Genomic DNA, 17583 nt, shown 5'->3' with positions numbered 1-17583 from the left:
GCGATGGACGACGAGGTGCCCCCGCGCACGGTGACCACCGGCTGGCGCGGGTTTGACGCGGGCGAGCTGATCTCCCGGCTGGAGACGGCCCGCGACCTGCTGCGCCAGGCGGCCGCGTTGAGTGCCGCCGAGGAGGCGGCCACGCTGGCCGCCCTGGCCGAGCAGGAGCGGGTGCGCGGGGAGGAGGCGCGACGTGGCCACGCACGGCGGCGACGTTACCGCTGACCTGCAGGAGATCCTCCAGCGGCACTGCCCGGACATCGCCGACGAGGTCGTCGAGGCATACCGGGTGGCCCGCTCGGCGGTCGACGGCGTCATGCTGCCCGACGACGGGACGGCGTCCGGGGGTTCCGCCGACCCCGATCCGGGCGGCCCGCGCTGGTCGAACTTCACCCTCGGCCAGATCCCCGGCGTCCAGGAGGCGCTGACCGTCGCCACCACGCCGCTGGAGGCGGTGGCCGCCGTGCTCAAGGTGGTGGCCGGGATCCTCGACGCCGTCGCGGTCTTCCTTCTCGACCTGCCCGACCCGATCCGGGCCATGCTGCTGGCGGCCTACAAGATCCTCAAGGCGTTCGTCGACGACCTGCTCTCCACCGGCGCCTACGTCTACTCCGACGTGCCCGGCGTCACCTCGTGGAAGGCCACCCTGGAGAAGCTCGGTGCCGCGGCCGCCCAGCCCGCGACCTGGAAGGCCGGCGACACCGTGGCCCCGCGCCGGGCGGTCGGCGCGTTCGAGGCCTGGGCCGCCACCTTCCGCGCGTCCTTCGACGACCCGGGCGACGGCAACCGGCCGATCTTCTCCGACGGCGCCACTGTAGAAGCCGTGTTCGTGGTCGCCACCGCGCCCAAGATGGTCGACCTGGTGCCGCTGCTGAACATGCTCGGCACCCTGGTCGACGACAAGAAGCTGCGCGACGCCGTCAAGGAGTTCGGCACCCACGACTACCCGGGCTTCGAGAAGTGGTTGCACCCCGACCCCGACGACTGGCGGGTGCGGGGGCATTCCACCGCCCCCGACTGGAAGTCGTGGAAGCTGCGCGACATCGGCCCGCCCGACTACCCGCTGCGCCAGCTGGAGCGCGCCCCTGAGCTGCTGAAGACCATCCTGGCCAACCTGGACTCGGTGGTCGGGCTGCTGAAGAACCTGATCAACGTGATCCGGGCGAAGATCCAGCTGCTGGTGGAGATCGCCGACCTGCTGACCCGGATCGTGGAGATGATCCGCTCGCTCACCGCCACCGGCCTGCACGTGCTGGCGGTGGCCACCCACGACGGCGTCGAGGGGCTGGTCCAGGGGTTCCTGAACGCCGCCGACCGGCCCGGGCGCAACCCGGACGGCACCGAGGTGCCCGGCCTGTGCATCGGCGGGGTCTGCCTGCTGGCGGGCACCTCGACCGGGCTGTACGCCCTCGGCCCGGGCCTGATCTGGCAGCTGTTCGGCGTCTCCGGCCCGCTGGACGACGCCAAGGCCGCGCTGGCCGCCGACGTCCGCAAGGCGCGCAATCAGCTCGCGGCGGCGGGGCGGCCCGCCGAGCAGGCCTGGGACCGGATGAAGGACTTGATGGACACGGCCGGCGAGGCCTACAAGGACGAGCGGGAACGGATCCGGGCCGAGCACGACAAGGCGCTCGCCGGGCTGAAGGACATCTCGGTGAGCGGGGACGACGTGCTTGACGCCCTGGCCGGGGCCCGCGACGAGGTGATGCGCCAGGTGGAGACGCTGGCCGGCGCAGGCGCGCCGCTCGACCCGCTGGTCGTCTCGGAGCTCGAGGCGTACCGCACCGCCCGCGGGCGGGGCCACCGCTCGCTGGCCGAGACCCGGCGGCCCGCGCCGTGAAGCACGCCCGGCGGCTGCGCGCCCAGATGGAGGACTGGAAGCAGATGTGGCGCCAGGTCGACGCCTTCGTCGACCGGCTGGAGAGCGCACGCGACCAGGACGCCGTGGCCGCCCGCAAGAGCCTCGCGCTGCTGGGCGCGGCCGGGGCGCTGGAGCGGGTGCGCCGGGCGTGCGGAGGGGCCGACGCCGTGCTCGGCGATCCGGTGGTCGCCGGGCTGCCGACCACCGGCTGGGACGCCGACAAGCGGCAGTGGGTGGGGTTGGACGCCTGGAGTGCGGGGGTGCGCACGGCCCGGCTGCCCGGTGCCGACGAGATCGAGCTGGCGGCGGCGAATCTGGCGAGCTCACCGGGATCCGACGCCGCTCCCGAGGCGGTATGGCTGGCCCCGGTCCGGGGCACGCTGACCGCCGAGCTGGACGGCCACCTCCAGCTGATCCGGGTGCCGTCCTATCCGGGAACGGAGGCGGGCGGGGCGGGAATCGGCCCCAAGGCACCGGTCTCGCTCAAGGACGACCAGGACAGCAACCTGTTCCCGATCGAGAACCGGCGCAAGGCCACCCTCGACCCGCCCCCCGGTCCCGACGAGAAGCAGAACGTGGTCACGTGGTCGGACCTGGTGAGGGACCGCCGTCTCACGGTGCGTGGCCTGGACCCGCGGCCGCCGCTGGCCTCCTCGGCGGCCGGGGAGCTCCCGGTCGCCGCCGCCGGCGACGCCACCGCCCTCGAGGCCGCCGCGCAGGTGCTCGACGAGGAGGGGGTCGACGAGGCGTCCGACGACCTCGCCGACCGGCTGCGCACGAGCGCCGCAGCCGTGCGGGCCGCACTGCCGCACGGCGGGCGCACCGTGCCGCTCACCGACCTCTTCGGCGCACCCCCCGAGATTGGGGACGTCGGGGTCGAGCTCAGCGCCGCCGTCGCCGAGCGGCTGGCCTACCCGGGCGGGTCGCTGCGGATCCTGCGGATGCTCGAGGTCACCTTCGCCGGCTGGTGGCCGGGGGTGCTGCAGTGGATGGCGCTGCGAGCCCGCCGGGGCCGGATGCTCGACCGCGCGCTCCGGCGCTTCCTCGCGCCGTTCGTGACCTCGCTGCAGCAGCTGGTGACCGGGCAGGCCGGCGCCTTCGTGGGCACCGGCATGGTCCTCCCGGGGCCGGTCTCGGTGGCCGCGAACCGGCTGGTGGTGGACGCCCCCGCCGCGCTGGCCGGCCCGCTCGCGCAGATCGTGGAGGCCGGCCAGCTCGTGGTGCTGCCCGGCGAGCGGACCGGGGCCGCGCTCGTCCTGGGCGTCACCCGGGTCGTCGACCGGCTGGCGTTCGTGACCACCCCGCTGCGGGTCTCGCTGGTGCCGCCGGACGTCGACGGCGGCGTCCCCGGGCTGCCCGGCCAGGTGGCGGAGGGGACGGCGCTGGCCGCGGGCAGCGCCCCGATCGGCATCGCCGAGCTGCGCCGTGGCTACGCCCAGGACCCGGCCCGCGACGGCCTGGTCGAGCAGGCCGTCGCCCTGGCCAGCCAGCTCGCCCTGCTGCTCGGCCGGGTCGAGGCCGCGCTCCGGCTGGCTCCGGTGGTGGTGCCCGAGCCCCCGGGACCGCCGCTGCAGCAGCCCGTCTGGTGGGGCGAGATCGCCACCAACACGGCGTCCTTCGTGCTGCACGGGGTGCCCGAGCAGTGGTGGGACCGCTCCGGTCCCTCGCCGCTGCCGCTGCTGGCCCGGCCCGGCGAGCTGCTGCTGCTGCGCGGCACCGCGCGCGATCCCGACGCGCCGGAAACCGACCCCGACGCGACCCGCACCGTGCAGACCGTGATCGAGGTCGACCGGGCGGTCTGGCTGCCCGGCAGCGCGCTGGAGCAGCTGGACACCTCGCGGACGGCGCTGCTGGCCACCGACCCGGCCGTGCTCGGCCGGCCCGGGCAGCCGAGCCTGCTCTGCGCGCCGCGCGACGACCTGGTGCTGCTCACCGTTCGGCGGACCTGGCAGACCGTCGACCTGTCCGCCCCGATCACGCTGCGCCGCGACTTCGCCGGCTTCGACCTCGCCTCGCTCGCGGTCGGGCACCCGCTCGGCGACGAGGTGCTCGCCGCGATCGGTGCCGCTCCCGGCCCGGCGGGGGTGGACCGCGAACTCGAGCTGGGCGCGGCCGCCGGCCTGCTCGACGACTGGACCGCGCAGGCGCGCGGCTGACTGGGGGTCTGCATGACGGAGCCGGCGCAGGTCGTGATCAGCCGCCGGCTCTCCGGCGCCGGCGAGGCCCGCCGCACCACGCGCCAGCCGTCCATCCTCGACCGGGTCGCGGTGTGGCCGCGGTTCTCGCCGCGCAAGGGCACGTCGGGCAAGGTCGAATTCGACGCGATCGCGGTGGTCCAGGGCGAGGGACGCAGCCCGGCCGGCGCCCGGATCCACGACCCCACTCAGGACGTCGTGTACGTGCTCGAGGTGACCCGCCGTCCCTACACCGCGGCCGACCGCGCACGGGCCACCGTCAAGCAGGCCCAGGTGCTCAACCACCTCGACCAGTTGACCCAGTGGGAGGGTGCGCCGAACCCGGCCGCCTACGTGTACACGGTGATGACCGACGTGCCCATGGACGCCGCCCTCGGCGCCTACCTCGAACAGCTGCGGGCCACCATCCAGCGCGCCGCGCCGGGCAAGACGGTGATCGTCGTCCACCGGCGGATCGAGCCGTGAGCCGAAGGCCGGCCACTCCGGACACGGCGGACGAGACGTCGGCCGCCGAGGCCACCCGGCCCGTCCCGGTCCGGGTGCCGAGGGCGGCGCCGGCCGCCGCGCCCGCCCGGGCGGTTCCGGCCGTTCCCGCCCCCGCGGGCAGCTCGTTCCGGCCCGCCGGGCCCGCGCGCGCCGCGCCCGCCGGGGCGGCCGGTGCCCCGCTGCCCGGCGGCGTTCGGACCCGGTTCGAGGCGGCGTTCGACACCGACCTGTCCGGCGTGCGGGTGCACACCGAGGAGGCAGGCGACGGGCTGGCCCGCGAGCGCGCCACCGAGGCGGTCACGGTCGGCGGCGACGTGCACTTCCGGGCCGGGGCGTTCCGGCCGGGGACGCCGTCCGGTGACCGGCTGCTGGCGCACGAGCTGACCCACGTCGTCCAGCAGGGCATGGTCGGCGCGGTGCGGCCGGCGGCGGGCCGGCCCGGCGGAACGGCGTCCGACGTCGCGGACCCGGCCGAACGCCAGGCGGTCCGGGTGGCGCGGGTGTTCGCCGCGGGCGGGCGTCTCGAGCCGGGGGTCCGGGGGCGGCGGGCGGCGCCGTCCGGGCCACCGGGGCCGGACGCGCACCGGCCCGAGCAGCACGGGGACGGCGACGAGGACACCGACGACCCGACCCGCCAGGTGATCGACGAGGCGGCCGAGACGCTGCGCCCGGGGGTGCGGCTGGCGGTGTGGCTGGGGTTGGGCGGGGACGACGCGACGCTGTTCGACCTGGTGCGTACGGCGGTCCACGACGGCCTGCACGGGCGCGACCCGGCGGCGCTGGAGCGCGCCGGCGGCGTGGTCGACGAGACGGCCGACATCGCGACCACCTTGGCGCTGCCGCCGCCCCAGGGCACCGTCGAGGTCACCCTGCCCGGCGTGCTGCGGCGGCTCGCCCAGCTGCACGCGACCGCCTCCGGGGCGGGCGGTTTCGAGTCGTCGGCCGGCGCCCGGCACGCCGCCCGCACGGTCGCCGACCACCTCGCGCAGGCAGCCGCGAGTGCCCTGCCCGACGACCAGCAGCACGTCGGCGACGCCGTCGCACAACTGTGGACCGACCTTGACGCCGTTGGCACCACCCTGCGTGACGGCACGGCGCTGCTCCGCCTGGAGCTGGAGGGGACCATCGCCGAGCTGATCCAGCTGCGCCGCGACTTCGCCGACTCCGACGACGAGGAGGAGCGGCGCGCGCTCGGTGCGCAGATCGGTGAGCGGGCCCGGCAGGCCCTGCTGCTGAACGCTCTGCTCACGGCCGGCGCGCCGGGCGGCGGCCCGACGGCGCTCGACGCCGCGGTCGCCGACCGGGCCGCCGAGATCGCCCGGCTGCGCCGTCAGGCCGCCGACGAGGCCACCACCCGGGGCGCGCGGGGCGACGAGGTCACCCTGCTCGGGGCCCAGCGGGTCGCTATCGATCCGCAACAGGCGCTTGGGGCGCCCGACGAGGCGGAGACGGTGGTCGAGCCGGGCGAGGCGTTCCCCGCGGCCACCGACGCCGCCGAGCGCGGCATGGCCGGCGAGCTGGGCGACCGGATCCGGGCGCAGCGGGCCGAGCTGGCCAGCCTGCGCGGGCAGGTCGTGCCCGAGCACCCGGCCTACACCCTGGAGGAGTTCGCGGCGGTTCACCGGCGCTGGTTCGGGCTGTACAGCCCGAACCAGGAGCAGACCGACTCCTCCGTGCAGCTGGCGCTGGAGATGATGGGTGAGCCCTACCGGTTGATGGGCCTGGACGTCGGCTCGAGCGCGGTCGCCGTCGAGGGCGGGTTCGCCCGGGCCTACCTGATGAGGCTGAGCGTCGACCTGATGACCGGCGCGATGACCAGCGGCGGCACCGACCAGTTCGCCGACCAGATCACCGCCGCCCGGCTACGGCGGCGCACCGAGGTCACCGGCAGCGCCGGCCGGTTGACGTACCGGTTCGGCGAGATCTACACGGGGGCAGGCACCTTCCAGCCCACCGCCGCCGGCGAGGTGCTCTCCCGGACGACGCTGGCGAGCCGGCGGGCGAGCGACACCGCGGCCGCGGCGACGGCGGTGTCCGCGGTGCCCGCCCCGCTGCAGCCGACCCAGGCCCGGCGACTCGGCCTGGTCACGGGCGAGGGCGACGTCCCGCTGCTGGGGGTGAAGGAGGTCACCGCGCGCGAGGGCTGGACCTACCTGACCGACGTCCACGAGCCGTTCGGCGAGGTGGTGGCGCGCGAGCAGCGGACGCTCAGCCCAGAGGTGGTCGCCTACCTGTTGGCCGCCCAGCAGCAGACGGCGACCCTGGCCGCGACCCACGTGCCCCGCTCCGGCCTGACCCCGCTGGGGTCGATGCCGACCCGCGGCGGCGGGGTCGAGGCCTCGCCGGCCACCGCGGAGGACCGCTATCTGCGCGGCGCCTTCACCCCGCGCCCGCCGGGCGAGGTCCGGACCCTCGCCGAGCAGCTCCCCGCCGCCCGCGCCGAGAGCGGCGTGCGCCCCGGGCACCGCCCGCCGGGACCGGAGACGCTGATCGCCGCCCTGCGCGGCGACCTGCAGGGCTACCTCGACCGGTTCTTCGCCGAGCACCAGGACATCGGCTGGCGGCTGGCCGCGATCTTCACCATCGCCGACACCGAGCACGGCGTCGGCACCCAGCTGATGGCGCTGCTCGATCCGCGCACGCTCGCTTCCATGATCGAGGAGGCGATCAAGGTGACGGCGGTGATGTCGACGCTGCAGGCGCTCGGGCCGCTCGGCGAGCTGGCCGCGCACGCCTACGGCGCCTACCTGGCCTCGCAGGGGGTCAGCAACGTGGCCGCGCTGATCTCCGTGGCCGCGTTTTGCCACCAGGCCTCGGACGCCGACTCCCTGGCCCGCGCTCGGGCCTGGGGGTACATGGCTCGCACCGTCGCGGGCGACGCCGCCGACCTGTTCAGCAACCTCGTGATGACCGCGGCCACCACCGGGCTGCACGCCATGGTCGAGCGCGGCCACCGTCCGAGCACCCCGCGCGAGCTGGCCGACGCGCTGCACCCGCTGATGGCCGACCCGGCCACCCGGGACGCGCTGCTCGCCGAGGTGGACGCGCGGATCGCCGAGCACGAGTCCCGCGGGACCGACCGCTCCGACCCCGAACTGGAGGCGCTGCGCGCGTTCCGCGACAGCCTCGAGGGAGTCAGCCGGGCCGAGACGGGTGCCGCCGCCGAGGCCCCGCTGGCCGGCCGGCACGAGGAGGGGATCGACCGGGCTGCGGCGCTGACCGAGAGCCGCCCGCGCACGGCCGCCGAGACCGCGGCCCTGCGCGCGCAACTGCCCGCCGACCTGGCGTCAGTGCCGATCGTTGAGTCGAGCGAGGCGGGCAACGCCGTCCGGGTGCGCTACGGCGACGAGGGCGGCCTGCGGGTGGAGGTGGGCCGTGACGCCGGCCCCGAGCACGTGCGGCGGCATGTCGAGACTGTCCGCGAGCTGCGCCGCTACGAGGGGGTGCTGGGCCGGGTGCGGCAGCTGCTGAGCCGGGTCTGGCAGGCGATCAGTGGCCATCCCGCCTACGGCACGGCGGGTTTCGAGGCGCGGCTGGAGGTGCGCAAGCTCAACACCATCCTCGGTGAGCTGTACGCGCGGCAGGTGGCCGTCGACGCGCGGGCCGAGCGCCTGATGGGCTCCGGGTCACCCGACCTGGTTCGCGAGCGGGCGACCGTCGACCGCGACATCGCCGGGATCGAGCGGCAGCTCGATCTGTACCAGCGCAACCTCGATTCCTACGACGCCGGGCGCGGTTTCGTCGCCGCCGAGAGCACGCTGCGGGCGGGGGGCGGCAGCACCGGGCTGCCGTTGCGGGACTCCGCGGCGATGGCCCGGGCCGACCAACGGCTGCGCACGGTGGAGGCGATGCTGGAGCGCAACTCTGCGCTGCGCGACCGGTTCGCCGGGGCTGTGCGGGCGCTGCGGGTGGACTACGGCCGGCAGCGGGACGCGTTCCTCGACTTCAGCCCCGACTCCTCCACCCGCAGCGGCGGGATGACGGCGCTGACCGCCTCGGAGCGCGCGCTGGAGATCGAGTCCCAGGCCTCGACGCTGCTAGGCACCCTGACCACCGAAGCGGCCCGCCCGGCCGGGGCCCGCCCCGCCTTCGACGCGGCCACCTTCTACGCGAGCATCCGGACGCTGCCGCCGGGTGAGCGGGTGGCCCGGGTGGAACTGGTCGCGGGCGACGTGGCCGCGGCCAACCGGATGATCTACGACGCCGGGCTGAGCTCGCTGAACAACCGCAGCGTCTATCGGCACCCCAACGGCGAGCTGTACTCGGTGGACACCCAGCACGGGTCGTTCGAGCGCTGCGACTCCACCGGTAAGCACCTCGGCGAGGTGCGGTTCGACTTCACCCACCTCGACGGCCCGGACAAGACCGGCGGGCACGACCTCACGGTGCGGTGATGCTGTGCTGCCGATGCGGTACCACTGCGCTGATCGGGCGTGTCGCCGCACCCGGCGGTTAAGGTGGGACGTCGGCCGCGTCGCGGCTCGAGGAGGTCGGTGGCGTGAGCGCTCGGGACGACGTGTACGCCGTACTGGCGCTGCTCGCCGACCTTCGCCGGATACTCCAACCCTTCGACCCCGGAGACGATTCCGGCGGGTACGGGGTCGATCCGGGGGTGCCGCCGCCGCTGCCGCCGACCGGGCCGCCCGGGGCGGCGGCCGAGGCCGGATCGTCCGTGGCCCTCACGCCGCAGGAGTGGACAACCCGGTTTCGGGGCGGGTCCGCGCCCGCCGGACCGCTGATCCAGGGCGCCGCCTCGCCGGGCGCCACCGCGGGCCCGGCGCGGTTCCCCGCCCGCCCCCGCTCTCCGGACGCGGTCGACACGGACGGGACCGACCCGGGAGCTGCTCGGAATCCCCGGCGCACTGAGGGTTCCCGCGACGCTCGGTCCGCCGGACCGACCCTTGAGATCGACCTGCGATCCGGGCCCGCTGGCGCGCCTCCGGGCAGGCGAGCCATCCGGCCCCCGAACACCGCGCCCGAGGACGGCCCCGGAGACAGGCCCGGAGCTGGACCCGGGGACGGGCCCGCCGACCCGCCCCCCGAACCGGTGGGTCCCCCGCCGGTGCGCCTGCCCGCCACCTCGGCGCCGGCCGGCCCCGGGACGCCCCTGGCCCGGCGACGCGTGCCGGAGGCCGACGGACCGAGTGTCCACGGATCGGGCCTGGACACATCCCTCACCGACGCGGCGTCCGGCGACCGGGCGCCCGCCCCGGAGGTCCGGCCGCGGCGGGTTCCGGTGCCCGACGGGTCCCGCCGCGCCCGCGCGGACGAGCTGCGCGAGCGCCGCTGTCGCGACCCGCTCGGACGCCGTCGCCCGGGTCCGCCCGAGCGTCCGGTCCGGCCGCGGCCGGGTCCCTCCGCGCCTGACGCGGGCAGTCGTGCGGCCGCCCGGAGCGATGGCTCGCACCGGCCGGGTGACCGGTTCGGTGCCGTGCGGGAGCCGCGCCGTGGCCGGCAGCCCCCAGCCGGCGGGCCGGCCGGTCCGGTCGTACGCCAGGCCGGGCCGCACCGCGACGCGACACGGCGGCCGCTCCCGGCCGGTCCCGAAGGCGAGTCCGCCCTCCCCGGAGCGACCACCCCCGGGCCGGACGGCGCGGAGGCGGTCCCCGCCGTCCGGGTGCGCCCCCGCCGCCCGGCCGCGACGAGCGTGCAGGCCGGCCGGGCCGTCGTCGGGCTCGACCCGGCCGACGTCGTCCGGCTGCGCCGGGCGGTGGCGACCGGCTTCCTCGACCGGGCGCTGCGGAGGGGGCGGTGAGCGCGGCCCACCGCGAACTGCAGCGGGTGGTCACCTCGCTGGCCGCGCGGCTGGACGGCCAGTTCGACGGCCTGCTGGCGGCCGACCGGTTCGCCGAGGGGCGTGAGGCGCTGGAGCGCCTGCAGGACGCCGCCGCACGCGCCCGGCTCGACGCGCTGCCCGAGGAGGAGGCGGCATGGCTGGCCGCCGAGCTGGTGCAGCGCTGGGCGGCGATCGGGCCGGTCGAACTCGACCCCGTGGCCTGGCTGGAGGTCGAGCCGCCGCTGGCGGACCCGGACGGCCCGGCGGGCACCTGGCTGCGCGTGCTGGTCGACGGCCTTGAGGCCGGCTGGACCGTCGCTTGGGCGGGTGCGGAACCCGACGCGGACAACGAGCAGCGGGCCCGCGCGGGCACCGAGACAGCCCGGGTGGTGACCCGGGTGATGGGCCGCGGCCCGGCGGGCCGGGTCATCCTGGTCGCCACCTGGGCCGCGGAGTCGCCCCTACCGTCCGGCCGCGCGGCCGGTACGCCGCTGGGTGAGGCCCTGCACGCTCCAGACCCGTCTGACCTGTCTGACGGGTCCTGATTCGCCGGGGTCACCGGCCGGCGGCGTCCTGGGCGGCCCGCAGCGACTCGGCGGGCAGCGGAGAAGGCCACGGCGCGCCCCGCCCGAGCAGGAGGTCGAGCAGGTCGGGGTCGGCCCAGTCGGCATCGGCGAGGTCAGCCGCGGACCCGGCCAGCAGTACCGGCGGCCCGACCCGGGCGTGCCCGCCGTGGGCCGTCTCCAGCTCCAGGCGCACCCAGCGGTACTCGCTGCACGGCGGGCAGAACCACAGCATCAGGGCCGTTCCCCGATCGGGATCTGCTTGGTAGGGATCGACCTCCGGGCGCAGCGCGACCAGCAGCGCGACCAGCCGCGGCACCTCAAGCGGGGCGAGGTCGCCCGGCATGCGCGCCCACGTCCGGGTTCCCTCGGGCGGCAGTATCAGCGGCACCTGCACCTCGACGTCCACCGGGCCTGCGTGCACCGGGCAGTACGACGTGCCTTGCAACACGATGTACCGCGCCACGGCGGATCACTTCCCGATGTACTCGATGACGGCGGTGCGCCCGTTCACCGCGGAGGCGCCCACGGTCCCGCAGGGGTGGTCGACCCGCTCCACGACCCGGGCCGCGGTCCGGACGGCGGCCTGATCGGGATGCGGCGATCGCAGCGCGGCGGGGGCCGGAAGCGTCGGGGCCCGGCCCCCGGCCGGGACCGCAGCCGAAGCCGGCCGCGACGTGCGCGCGCGACTCCGGGCCGGGCGGGGCCGCGATCGCCGGTCGCGCCGTCGCGCCTGGCCGGGCCGCGGGCGGCGAGGGCTCCATCAGCCGATCTCCACGTCGAGCACCAGCGAGGGGCGCACCGGGTGCCCGTGGCTGCTCCAGAACCGGTGCAGCAGGTCGAAGTCGTTGCTCTCCGACACCCGCACGGTGGTCGTCCGGCCGCATACGGGCGCCGGACGCAGCCGGGCGAGGGCGTCGTCGACCACGCCGAGCAGCTCGGCCTCCTCCTCGGCCACGTGCGACCACGCGGACAGCACGAAACCGGCCCGCAGGCCGCCCTGGCCACGCCTGGAGGCGATCCGGAAGAAGGCCACCGACACCGCCGGACGCTTGCCCGACAGCCGCTCGTCGGTCGGCGAGCCGTGCACGAGGTGGATCTCCTTGAGGAACCGCCCGCGCAGCTCCTCCTCCAGGTAGGCGTCGAGATCGTCGACGAAGGCGCGCAGCACCTCGCCGCGGTCGGCGGGCTCGCCGTCCCGCCGGCGGCGCGAGAGCCGGCCCAGCTCCAGCAGTTCCAGCGCGACCGCGCGGTCGAGGTCCTTGTGCCCGACCTGCTCGCCGCGCGCCGCGGCGAGGAACACCGCGCGCAGCGCCGCGTTGCGGATGTCGCCGCCGGCCAGCCGGTGCTCGCGGGCCAGCTCGTCGAGGTCGACGTCGCCCGCGCGCTCGGCGGGCAGCAGCAGGTCCCAGATCGCCGCCCGCTCGCGGACGCCGGGCAGCGGGAACTCGATCCGGAAGTGGAACCGGCGCAGGAACGCCTCGTCGATCGCGTGCCGCAGATTGGTGGCGAGGATGACCAGGCCGTCGTGCGTCTCGATCCGCTGCAGCAGGTGCCCGACCAGCATGTTGCCGAACTGCTCGCCCGCGCTGGAGGCGTCCTCGTGCCGGGTGGCGAACAGCGCATCGGCCTCGTCGAAGAACAGCACGGCCGAGGCGGTCTCGGCGGCGTCCAGCACCTCGTCGACGTGCTTCTCCGTCTCGCCGATGTACTTGCTCACGAGCTGGGCCAGGTTGACCGTGTGCAGCGGCCGGCCGACCGCCTGGGCGACGGCCTCGGCGCTGAGCGTCTTGCCGGTGCCCGAGCGGCCCGAGAACAGCACCACCGGCCCGCGCTCCACCCCCAGCCCGGTGGCCAGGCCGCGGCGGCGGGCCACCCGGTCGCGGTGCAGCAGGAAGAACACCAGTCGCTCCAGCGCCTCCCGGGTGGTGTCGGGCAGCACGACGTCGGCGAAGCTGCGGTCGGGCACCCGGCCGGTGGTGTGCCGCACCTGGGTCGAGCCGAGGGTCGCGGCCGCCGCCCGGAGCCCGGCGACCCCCGCCCGGGGGTCGGCCGCGGCCACCGCGCGGCGGATCTCCGGTCCGCCCAGCCGGAACCGGGTGGCCAGGGCGCCGGCCGCCTCGTCGTCGAGCTCGAGGCCCGCGGCGACGGCCGCGGCCAGCCAGGCTCGGCGGCGGGCGTCCCAGTCCGGGCGGGCCACCTCGACGTGCGGGATCGGCAGCGGCAGCGGGCGGCGGGCCAGCAGCCAGGCCCGTCCGCCGAACTCCTCCACCAGGCGCTGCAGCTCACTGGCCACCACGGCCGCGGCGGCGTCCGGCAGCGGGTCGAGGTCGATCACCGGCACGGCCCCGCGGGCGGCCCCGATCCGCCAGGCGGCACGCGCGGCGGTGAGCGCGTCGGCGGGCTCGCCCGGGCTGGTGGCGGCGAGCAGGTCGTGCTCGGCGGGCAGCAGCGCCCGGGCCTGCCCCCAGCGGTCGCCGGCGCCGTGCACGACCAACAGCGCGCGCGGTTCCACAGCACCCCCGGGGATGTCGGCCGTGCCCGCGACGAGCGGCCCGCCGGGCGCCTCGGCGTCGCCGCGCAGCAGCGCGACAATGTCGCCGGCCAGGTGCAGTGGCCGCCCCAGCGGCGGCCAGTCGCCCGCCCCGGGCAGCACGATCCCCGCGCGCACCAGCCGCGCACCGGCGGCGACCCGATCGTCGGCGAAGAGCACGGCCCGCACCAACCGGTCGGTCGGCGCGGGCTGGGTCAGGTCGTCGTGCAGCACGGCGTAGGCCGCCCGGTAGCGGGGCTCCAGGTGGGGTGCGGCGAGCAGCAGCACCACGTCGAGATCCGTCTCGTCCAACCCGATCGCGGCGGCCAGCCGGTGCAGCGGGTGCCCGGGGGACGCCGGCAGCAGCCCGGCCGGGCGGGTCGGGCCGGCCGGGTTCAGCGCCGCGTAGCCGGGGCGGATCAGGTTGCGCACGCCCGCCCAGCCGGGCGCGCCGTCGCCGGCCAGCAGGACGGCCCGGGCCTCCTCGCGGTCGCACGCGGCCAGCAGCGCCTCATCGAGGGCGTCCAGCGCCCGGCGCAGCACCTCTGTCGGCGGCATCTCCGTCAGCACCCCACCTCAGTAGCCCGGGTACCCGTCGTGCGGCTGGGCCGCCCAGGCGGTGGCGAGGTGCTCCACCCGGGCGTCGCCCGCCGTCGCGCTCAGTCGGGCGAGGGCGTCCCGGGCCGCGCCCACCGGCCAGCCCGGGGAGTTCAGGGCCAGCCAGGCGGACGCCGGGTCGCCGGCGTCCAGCAGCGCCGCGAACACCGGGACCGGGTCGCCGCCGCGCAGCCACGCCGGCGTCCCGGTGCGCCCGCGCAGCCGCGCGGCCAGTTCCTCGCCCACCTCGAGCCCCGCCGTGCGGCGCAGCCGGGCGTCGTCACCGGCCGCCTCCGGGGCCGGGAATGGGCCGGTGTAACGCACTCCGGCGGCCTCGGCGATGGACAGCGGCGCGCGCCCGCGGAACGGCCCGACGCTGGCCAGCGCGGCCGGGTCGTCGCCGATCGCGAGCGAGACCGCATCGAGCGCGGCGAGGTCGAGGCCGGTCGCCGCGGCGAAGGCGGCGACGCTCGGGATCGGCCCACCCCAGACCGACAGCGCGGTGAGGCAGGCACGGGCGAATAGTTGCTCCGCGTCGCGCGCGTACTCGCGCACCACGAAGCCGGCGGCCGGCGCGACGGTGACCCCGGTGGGCGCGTCGCCAGAGAGCGGGTGCCACCAGAATCCCGTCAGCAGGCCGTCGCTCGGGCGCACCCAGAGCGGCAGCAGGGCGGGCGGATAGGTGCGCCCGGGCAGCGCCGGGACCAGGTCGATCGTCGGCGGCGCCACGCGGCCGGCGGCCACCGCGCCCGCGGCCGCCGGCAGGCCCGCGTCGGTGAACACGGGCGCGTAGGCGTCGATTCCGGTCGGCGGCGGCGTCACGGCGGCCCCGTCACTGCGGCACCGGGGTGAAGTACCGCGTGAGGTCCATCGCGTGCACCGGGTCGACCGGTCCCGCGGTCGGCCGCAACGGATTGGACGTGGTCAACGGGTGCAGGCCGCCCTGGTGCAGCGGGTGCCAGCCGCCGCGCATCGCCGAGGTGTCGTAGATCGGCACCAGGTGTCGAGGGTCGGTGATCGAGTAGGGATTGGCCGACTTCGGGAAGTTCCAGTGGTGCACGGTGGCCACGTCCTGGCCCGCCCCCCGGGCGGCGGCCAGGAACCGGCTGTTCACCGCGTTGAACGCCTCACTGAGCTGCTCGCTCGTCCAGGTGGTCACCGTGCCGTTGCCGACCGCGTCGAGATATCGGGTGTACGCGTTGGCCCGCCCTGTGGTCGCCGCGTCACGCGTCGCATCCGTCCACAGCCGCAGCAGCTGCTGGTCCTCGGCGATGGTGCGCAGCCCGAAGTCGGCCGGCATCAGGCCGCGACCCATCAGCATCACCCCGCCCTGGCCGGTCGGGCCCATCGGCAGCAGGTACGCGGGCGGCTGCCCCGCCTGCGGGCCCGTCGAGGGCAGCACGGTCACCGGCGGCTCGGCAGGGGGCGTCGGTGCGGGCAGCAGCCGGGGCTGAACCGGGGGCAGCAGGGGCGACTCGCCGGGCCCGGTGAGCAGCGGTTGCCCGGGGCCGAGCAGGAGCTGCCCGTCGCCGGCCCCGGCCCCGAAACCGCTCGGCACGGGTCCGGTCTTGAGCATCCGCAACCCCGTGCCGGTGACCTCGTAGGCGGTGGCTGTGCCATTCCGTACGATGATCATGATCTCGGGGTGGTCGGCCAGCGTCACGACGAGCGCGCCGTCCTCGGCCAGGGTGAGGATGTAGCGGCCGCGCTGCACGGTCTGGCCCACCCTCAGCACGTCGGCGCCAGCCTCCAAGGCGAGCGCCCCGCGCCCGGCCAGCGTGAGCGCGGTGGTGTCGGTGCCGAACTTCGCCGCCGCCTGCCCCATCCGGCTCACGCCGCCCAGGAACCCGAGCGGGGCCATCACGGTGGAGAAGAAACCGCCGAGGATCATCGCCCCGGCGGCCTCCTGCTGCTCGCGCGAGAACACGTCGTTCGCGCCGGTCCCCAGCGCGTAGGCCCGACCGGTGCGGTACATTCCCGGGCCCGTCGCCAGCCCATAACCGGCCAACCCGATGTCGATCATCCCCATCGCGGCCAGCCCGGCCGCCGAGGTGGGCGGGAACACGGTCATGATCAGCGCAGCGATGGTCAACGCGCCCACCACCACGGCCTCGACCGTGCTCCAGAAGGCATGGTCGTCCATCTCCTTCTGGATGGCGGCCCGCACGTCGACGTCCGCCGCGGGCAGCAGATCGCGCACGATCGGCCCGAAGTGCTCGTAGCCGAGGTCGCCGCCGCTGATCTTGCCAATCAGGGTCTCGTAGCCGTCGCGGCGGTCGCGGATCGCCTGCCGTATCCGGCAGCCCATCGCGTCCGGGGTGGGCGATTCCAGCACCTCGGCGGTCAGAACCTGGTACCCCTCCGGGCCGAGGGCCTTCAGAACCGGCCGGGCCCGCTCCAGCTGCGCGTCGAAGTTGTCGAGGTCGGGGAACATCCAGTTCAGCCGGGCCTCCTGGATCCCCGTGGGCCGGTAGCCGAGGGGGGTCGCGCGCTGCTCGTCGGGCGACATCCACTCCCGGCCGCCGGAGCGCTGCCGGTCGCTCCGGGTGCCCCAGAGCTGGTTCTCGATGTGGCAGCCGGTACAGGCCCGGAAGTGGCCGACGGCCTGTTGCGCGCGCAGCTCGCGCACGCCGGGGTCGTGGATGCTCTGCAAGTCGCGCATGGTCTGCAGCTCGCGGGCCGCGTGCGGGCCGCCCACCAGCATCATGCCGGCGCCTGCGAGGTCGCCGACCGGCAGCGTGCTCGCGATCAGCGTCGACCACTGGTCGAGGTTGACCTGGTTGCTCCGCAACCGCAGCACGGCGGTGGTGCGCACCAGTGCCTTGAACGCCGCGACCCGCTGAGCCAGCGGCCCGGTCGAGGAGAGCAGCGGCTCCGGCGCCGGGGCGGGCAGTGAGCAGCTCAGCGCGGCCGGGTCGGCCTGCTCCGCCCGGCACACCCCGGCCCGCTCGTCGAGGTCGTCGGGCTGCCCGACCCGGCACATCGGGCCGGTGTCGCCCTGCCCGCCGGGCGCGTGGACGGCGCTCAGCCCGGGCGCGGCCTCGCCCCGCACCGCGGCGTCGGCGGCCGCGTCGGCCTCGTGCTCGTGCGCGTCGCCCGCAGCCGGACGTCCGCTGGCCTGCAGCCCCGGGGTCCCGCCGTCCTGCTGGACGACGTGGGCCAGCTCGTGGCAAAGGAGCCGCTGCCCGGCGGGGGTCCCAAGTGCGTACGCCCCCGGCGCGAAGGAGATGTCGCGCCCCACGGTCACCGCCCTAGCGCCGTGCTGCATGGGGATCGGCGACTCGGTGTGCACCCGGACGTCGCGCAGGTCGGCCCCGAGCGCGCGGCCGAACCCGGCCGCCGCATGCGCCGGCAGCGCCTGGCCCGGACCGAATCGGGCTCCCCCGGCTGGGGGAGCCGGGGTGTACCCGGCGGCAGCCTGCCCCGCCCAGAACGCGGCACCCGCCGGACGGTTCGCGCCGACCGGGCCCTCGACCGGGGTACGCGCGGCTGGGACCGCGACCATGCCGGTCAAGACTGTCCCCGCCCGGGCGCGCAGTGGCGCCGCGCAGGGCGCGACGGCGACGCTCATGCGC

Annotated in this window: 11 protein-coding genes; 7 read left to right on the top strand and 4 right to left on the bottom strand. The window is 76.4% G+C overall.

The annotated features are described in order from the left end of the window. Positions 1 to 3: 3 nt before the first annotated feature. From ACFYOS_RS21635 to ACFYOS_RS21605, 7 genes are all read left to right on the top strand, one after another. On the top strand, positions 4 to 225 hold the full coding sequence (locus tag ACFYOS_RS21635; protein ID WP_387144346.1) for a hypothetical protein: 222 nt from the start codon (positions 4 to 6) through the stop codon (positions 223 to 225). Beyond that, a complete protein-coding gene (locus tag ACFYOS_RS21630; RefSeq protein ID WP_387144344.1) occupies positions 194 to 1837 on the top strand; it encodes a hypothetical protein in 1644 nt (547 codons plus the stop codon). Before ACFYOS_RS21635 ends, ACFYOS_RS21630 begins: the two co-directional genes overlap by 32 nt. Then, the gene (locus tag ACFYOS_RS21625) at positions 1834 to 4014 is read left to right on the top strand and encodes a hypothetical protein (protein ID WP_387144342.1); all 2181 of its coding nucleotides are present in this window, start codon (positions 1834 to 1836) and stop codon (positions 4012 to 4014) included. The genes ACFYOS_RS21630 and ACFYOS_RS21625 overlap by 4 nt, the downstream gene beginning before the upstream one ends. Positions 4015 to 4026: 12 nt before the next feature. Continuing rightward, positions 4027 to 4518, top strand: a complete 492-nt coding sequence (locus ACFYOS_RS21620; RefSeq protein WP_387144340.1) for a hypothetical protein — start codon at positions 4027 to 4029, stop codon at positions 4516 to 4518. Then, on the top strand, positions 4515 to 8933 hold the full coding sequence (locus ACFYOS_RS21615) for a DUF4157 domain-containing protein (protein ID WP_387144337.1): 4419 nt from the start codon (positions 4515 to 4517) through the stop codon (positions 8931 to 8933). The genes ACFYOS_RS21620 and ACFYOS_RS21615 overlap by 4 nt, the downstream gene beginning before the upstream one ends. A 1037-nt stretch (positions 8934 to 9970) precedes the next feature. Then, positions 9971 to 10294, top strand: a complete 324-nt coding sequence (locus tag ACFYOS_RS21610) for a hypothetical protein (protein ID WP_387144334.1) — start codon at positions 9971 to 9973, stop codon at positions 10292 to 10294. After that, positions 10291 to 10860, top strand: a complete 570-nt coding sequence (locus ACFYOS_RS21605; protein ID WP_387144331.1) for a hypothetical protein — start codon at positions 10291 to 10293, stop codon at positions 10858 to 10860. The genes ACFYOS_RS21610 and ACFYOS_RS21605 overlap by 4 nt, the downstream gene beginning before the upstream one ends. A 10-nt stretch (positions 10861 to 10870) precedes the next feature. Here ACFYOS_RS21605 and ACFYOS_RS21600 read toward each other — a convergent pair whose 3' ends face one another. From ACFYOS_RS21600 to ACFYOS_RS21585, 4 genes are all read right to left on the bottom strand, one after another. Further along, entirely contained in the window at positions 10871 to 11344 is a 474-nt protein-coding gene (locus ACFYOS_RS21600; protein WP_387144329.1) for a hypothetical protein, read from the bottom strand. A gap of 297 nt (positions 11345 to 11641) precedes the next feature. Further along, on the bottom strand, positions 11642 to 13969 hold the full coding sequence (locus ACFYOS_RS21595) for an AAA family ATPase (protein ID WP_387144327.1): 2328 nt from the start codon (positions 13967 to 13969) through the stop codon (positions 11642 to 11644). 18 nt (positions 13970 to 13987) lie between these two features. Next, complete coding sequence (locus ACFYOS_RS21590; RefSeq protein ID WP_387144325.1) at positions 13988 to 14830, bottom strand: hypothetical protein; 843 nt, start codon at positions 14828 to 14830, stop codon at positions 13988 to 13990. Between the two features lie 10 nt (positions 14831 to 14840). After that, complete coding sequence (locus ACFYOS_RS21585) at positions 14841 to 17579, bottom strand: DUF4157 domain-containing protein (RefSeq protein ID WP_387144323.1); 2739 nt, start codon at positions 17577 to 17579, stop codon at positions 14841 to 14843. Positions 17580 to 17583: the final 4 nt, after the last annotated feature.

This window comes from Micromonospora sp. NPDC005806, from assembly GCF_042871425.1.
GTDB lineage: Bacteria > Actinomycetota > Actinomycetes > Mycobacteriales > Micromonosporaceae > Micromonospora.
The sequence above is the reverse complement of the archived record's forward strand: the minus strand, read 5'-3'. Positions and strand labels throughout refer to the sequence as shown.

What these genes read in the sequence shown, in the direction of transcription:
- ACFYOS_RS21635 (WP_387144346.1), top strand. Translation starts at nt 4, where the DNA reads ATGGACGACGAGGTGCCCCCGCGCACGGTGACCACCGGCTGGCGCGGG.
- ACFYOS_RS21620 (WP_387144340.1), top strand. Translation starts at nt 4,027, where the DNA reads ATGACGGAGCCGGCGCAGGTCGTGATCAGCCGCCGGCTCTCCGGCGCC.
- ACFYOS_RS21595 (WP_387144327.1), bottom strand. Translation starts at nt 13,969, where the DNA reads ATGCCGCCGACAGAGGTGCTGCGCCGGGCGCTGGACGCCCTCGATGAG.
- ACFYOS_RS21585 (WP_387144323.1), bottom strand. Translation starts at nt 17,579, where the DNA reads ATGAGCGTCGCCGTCGCGCCCTGCGCGGCGCCACTGCGCGCCCGGGCG.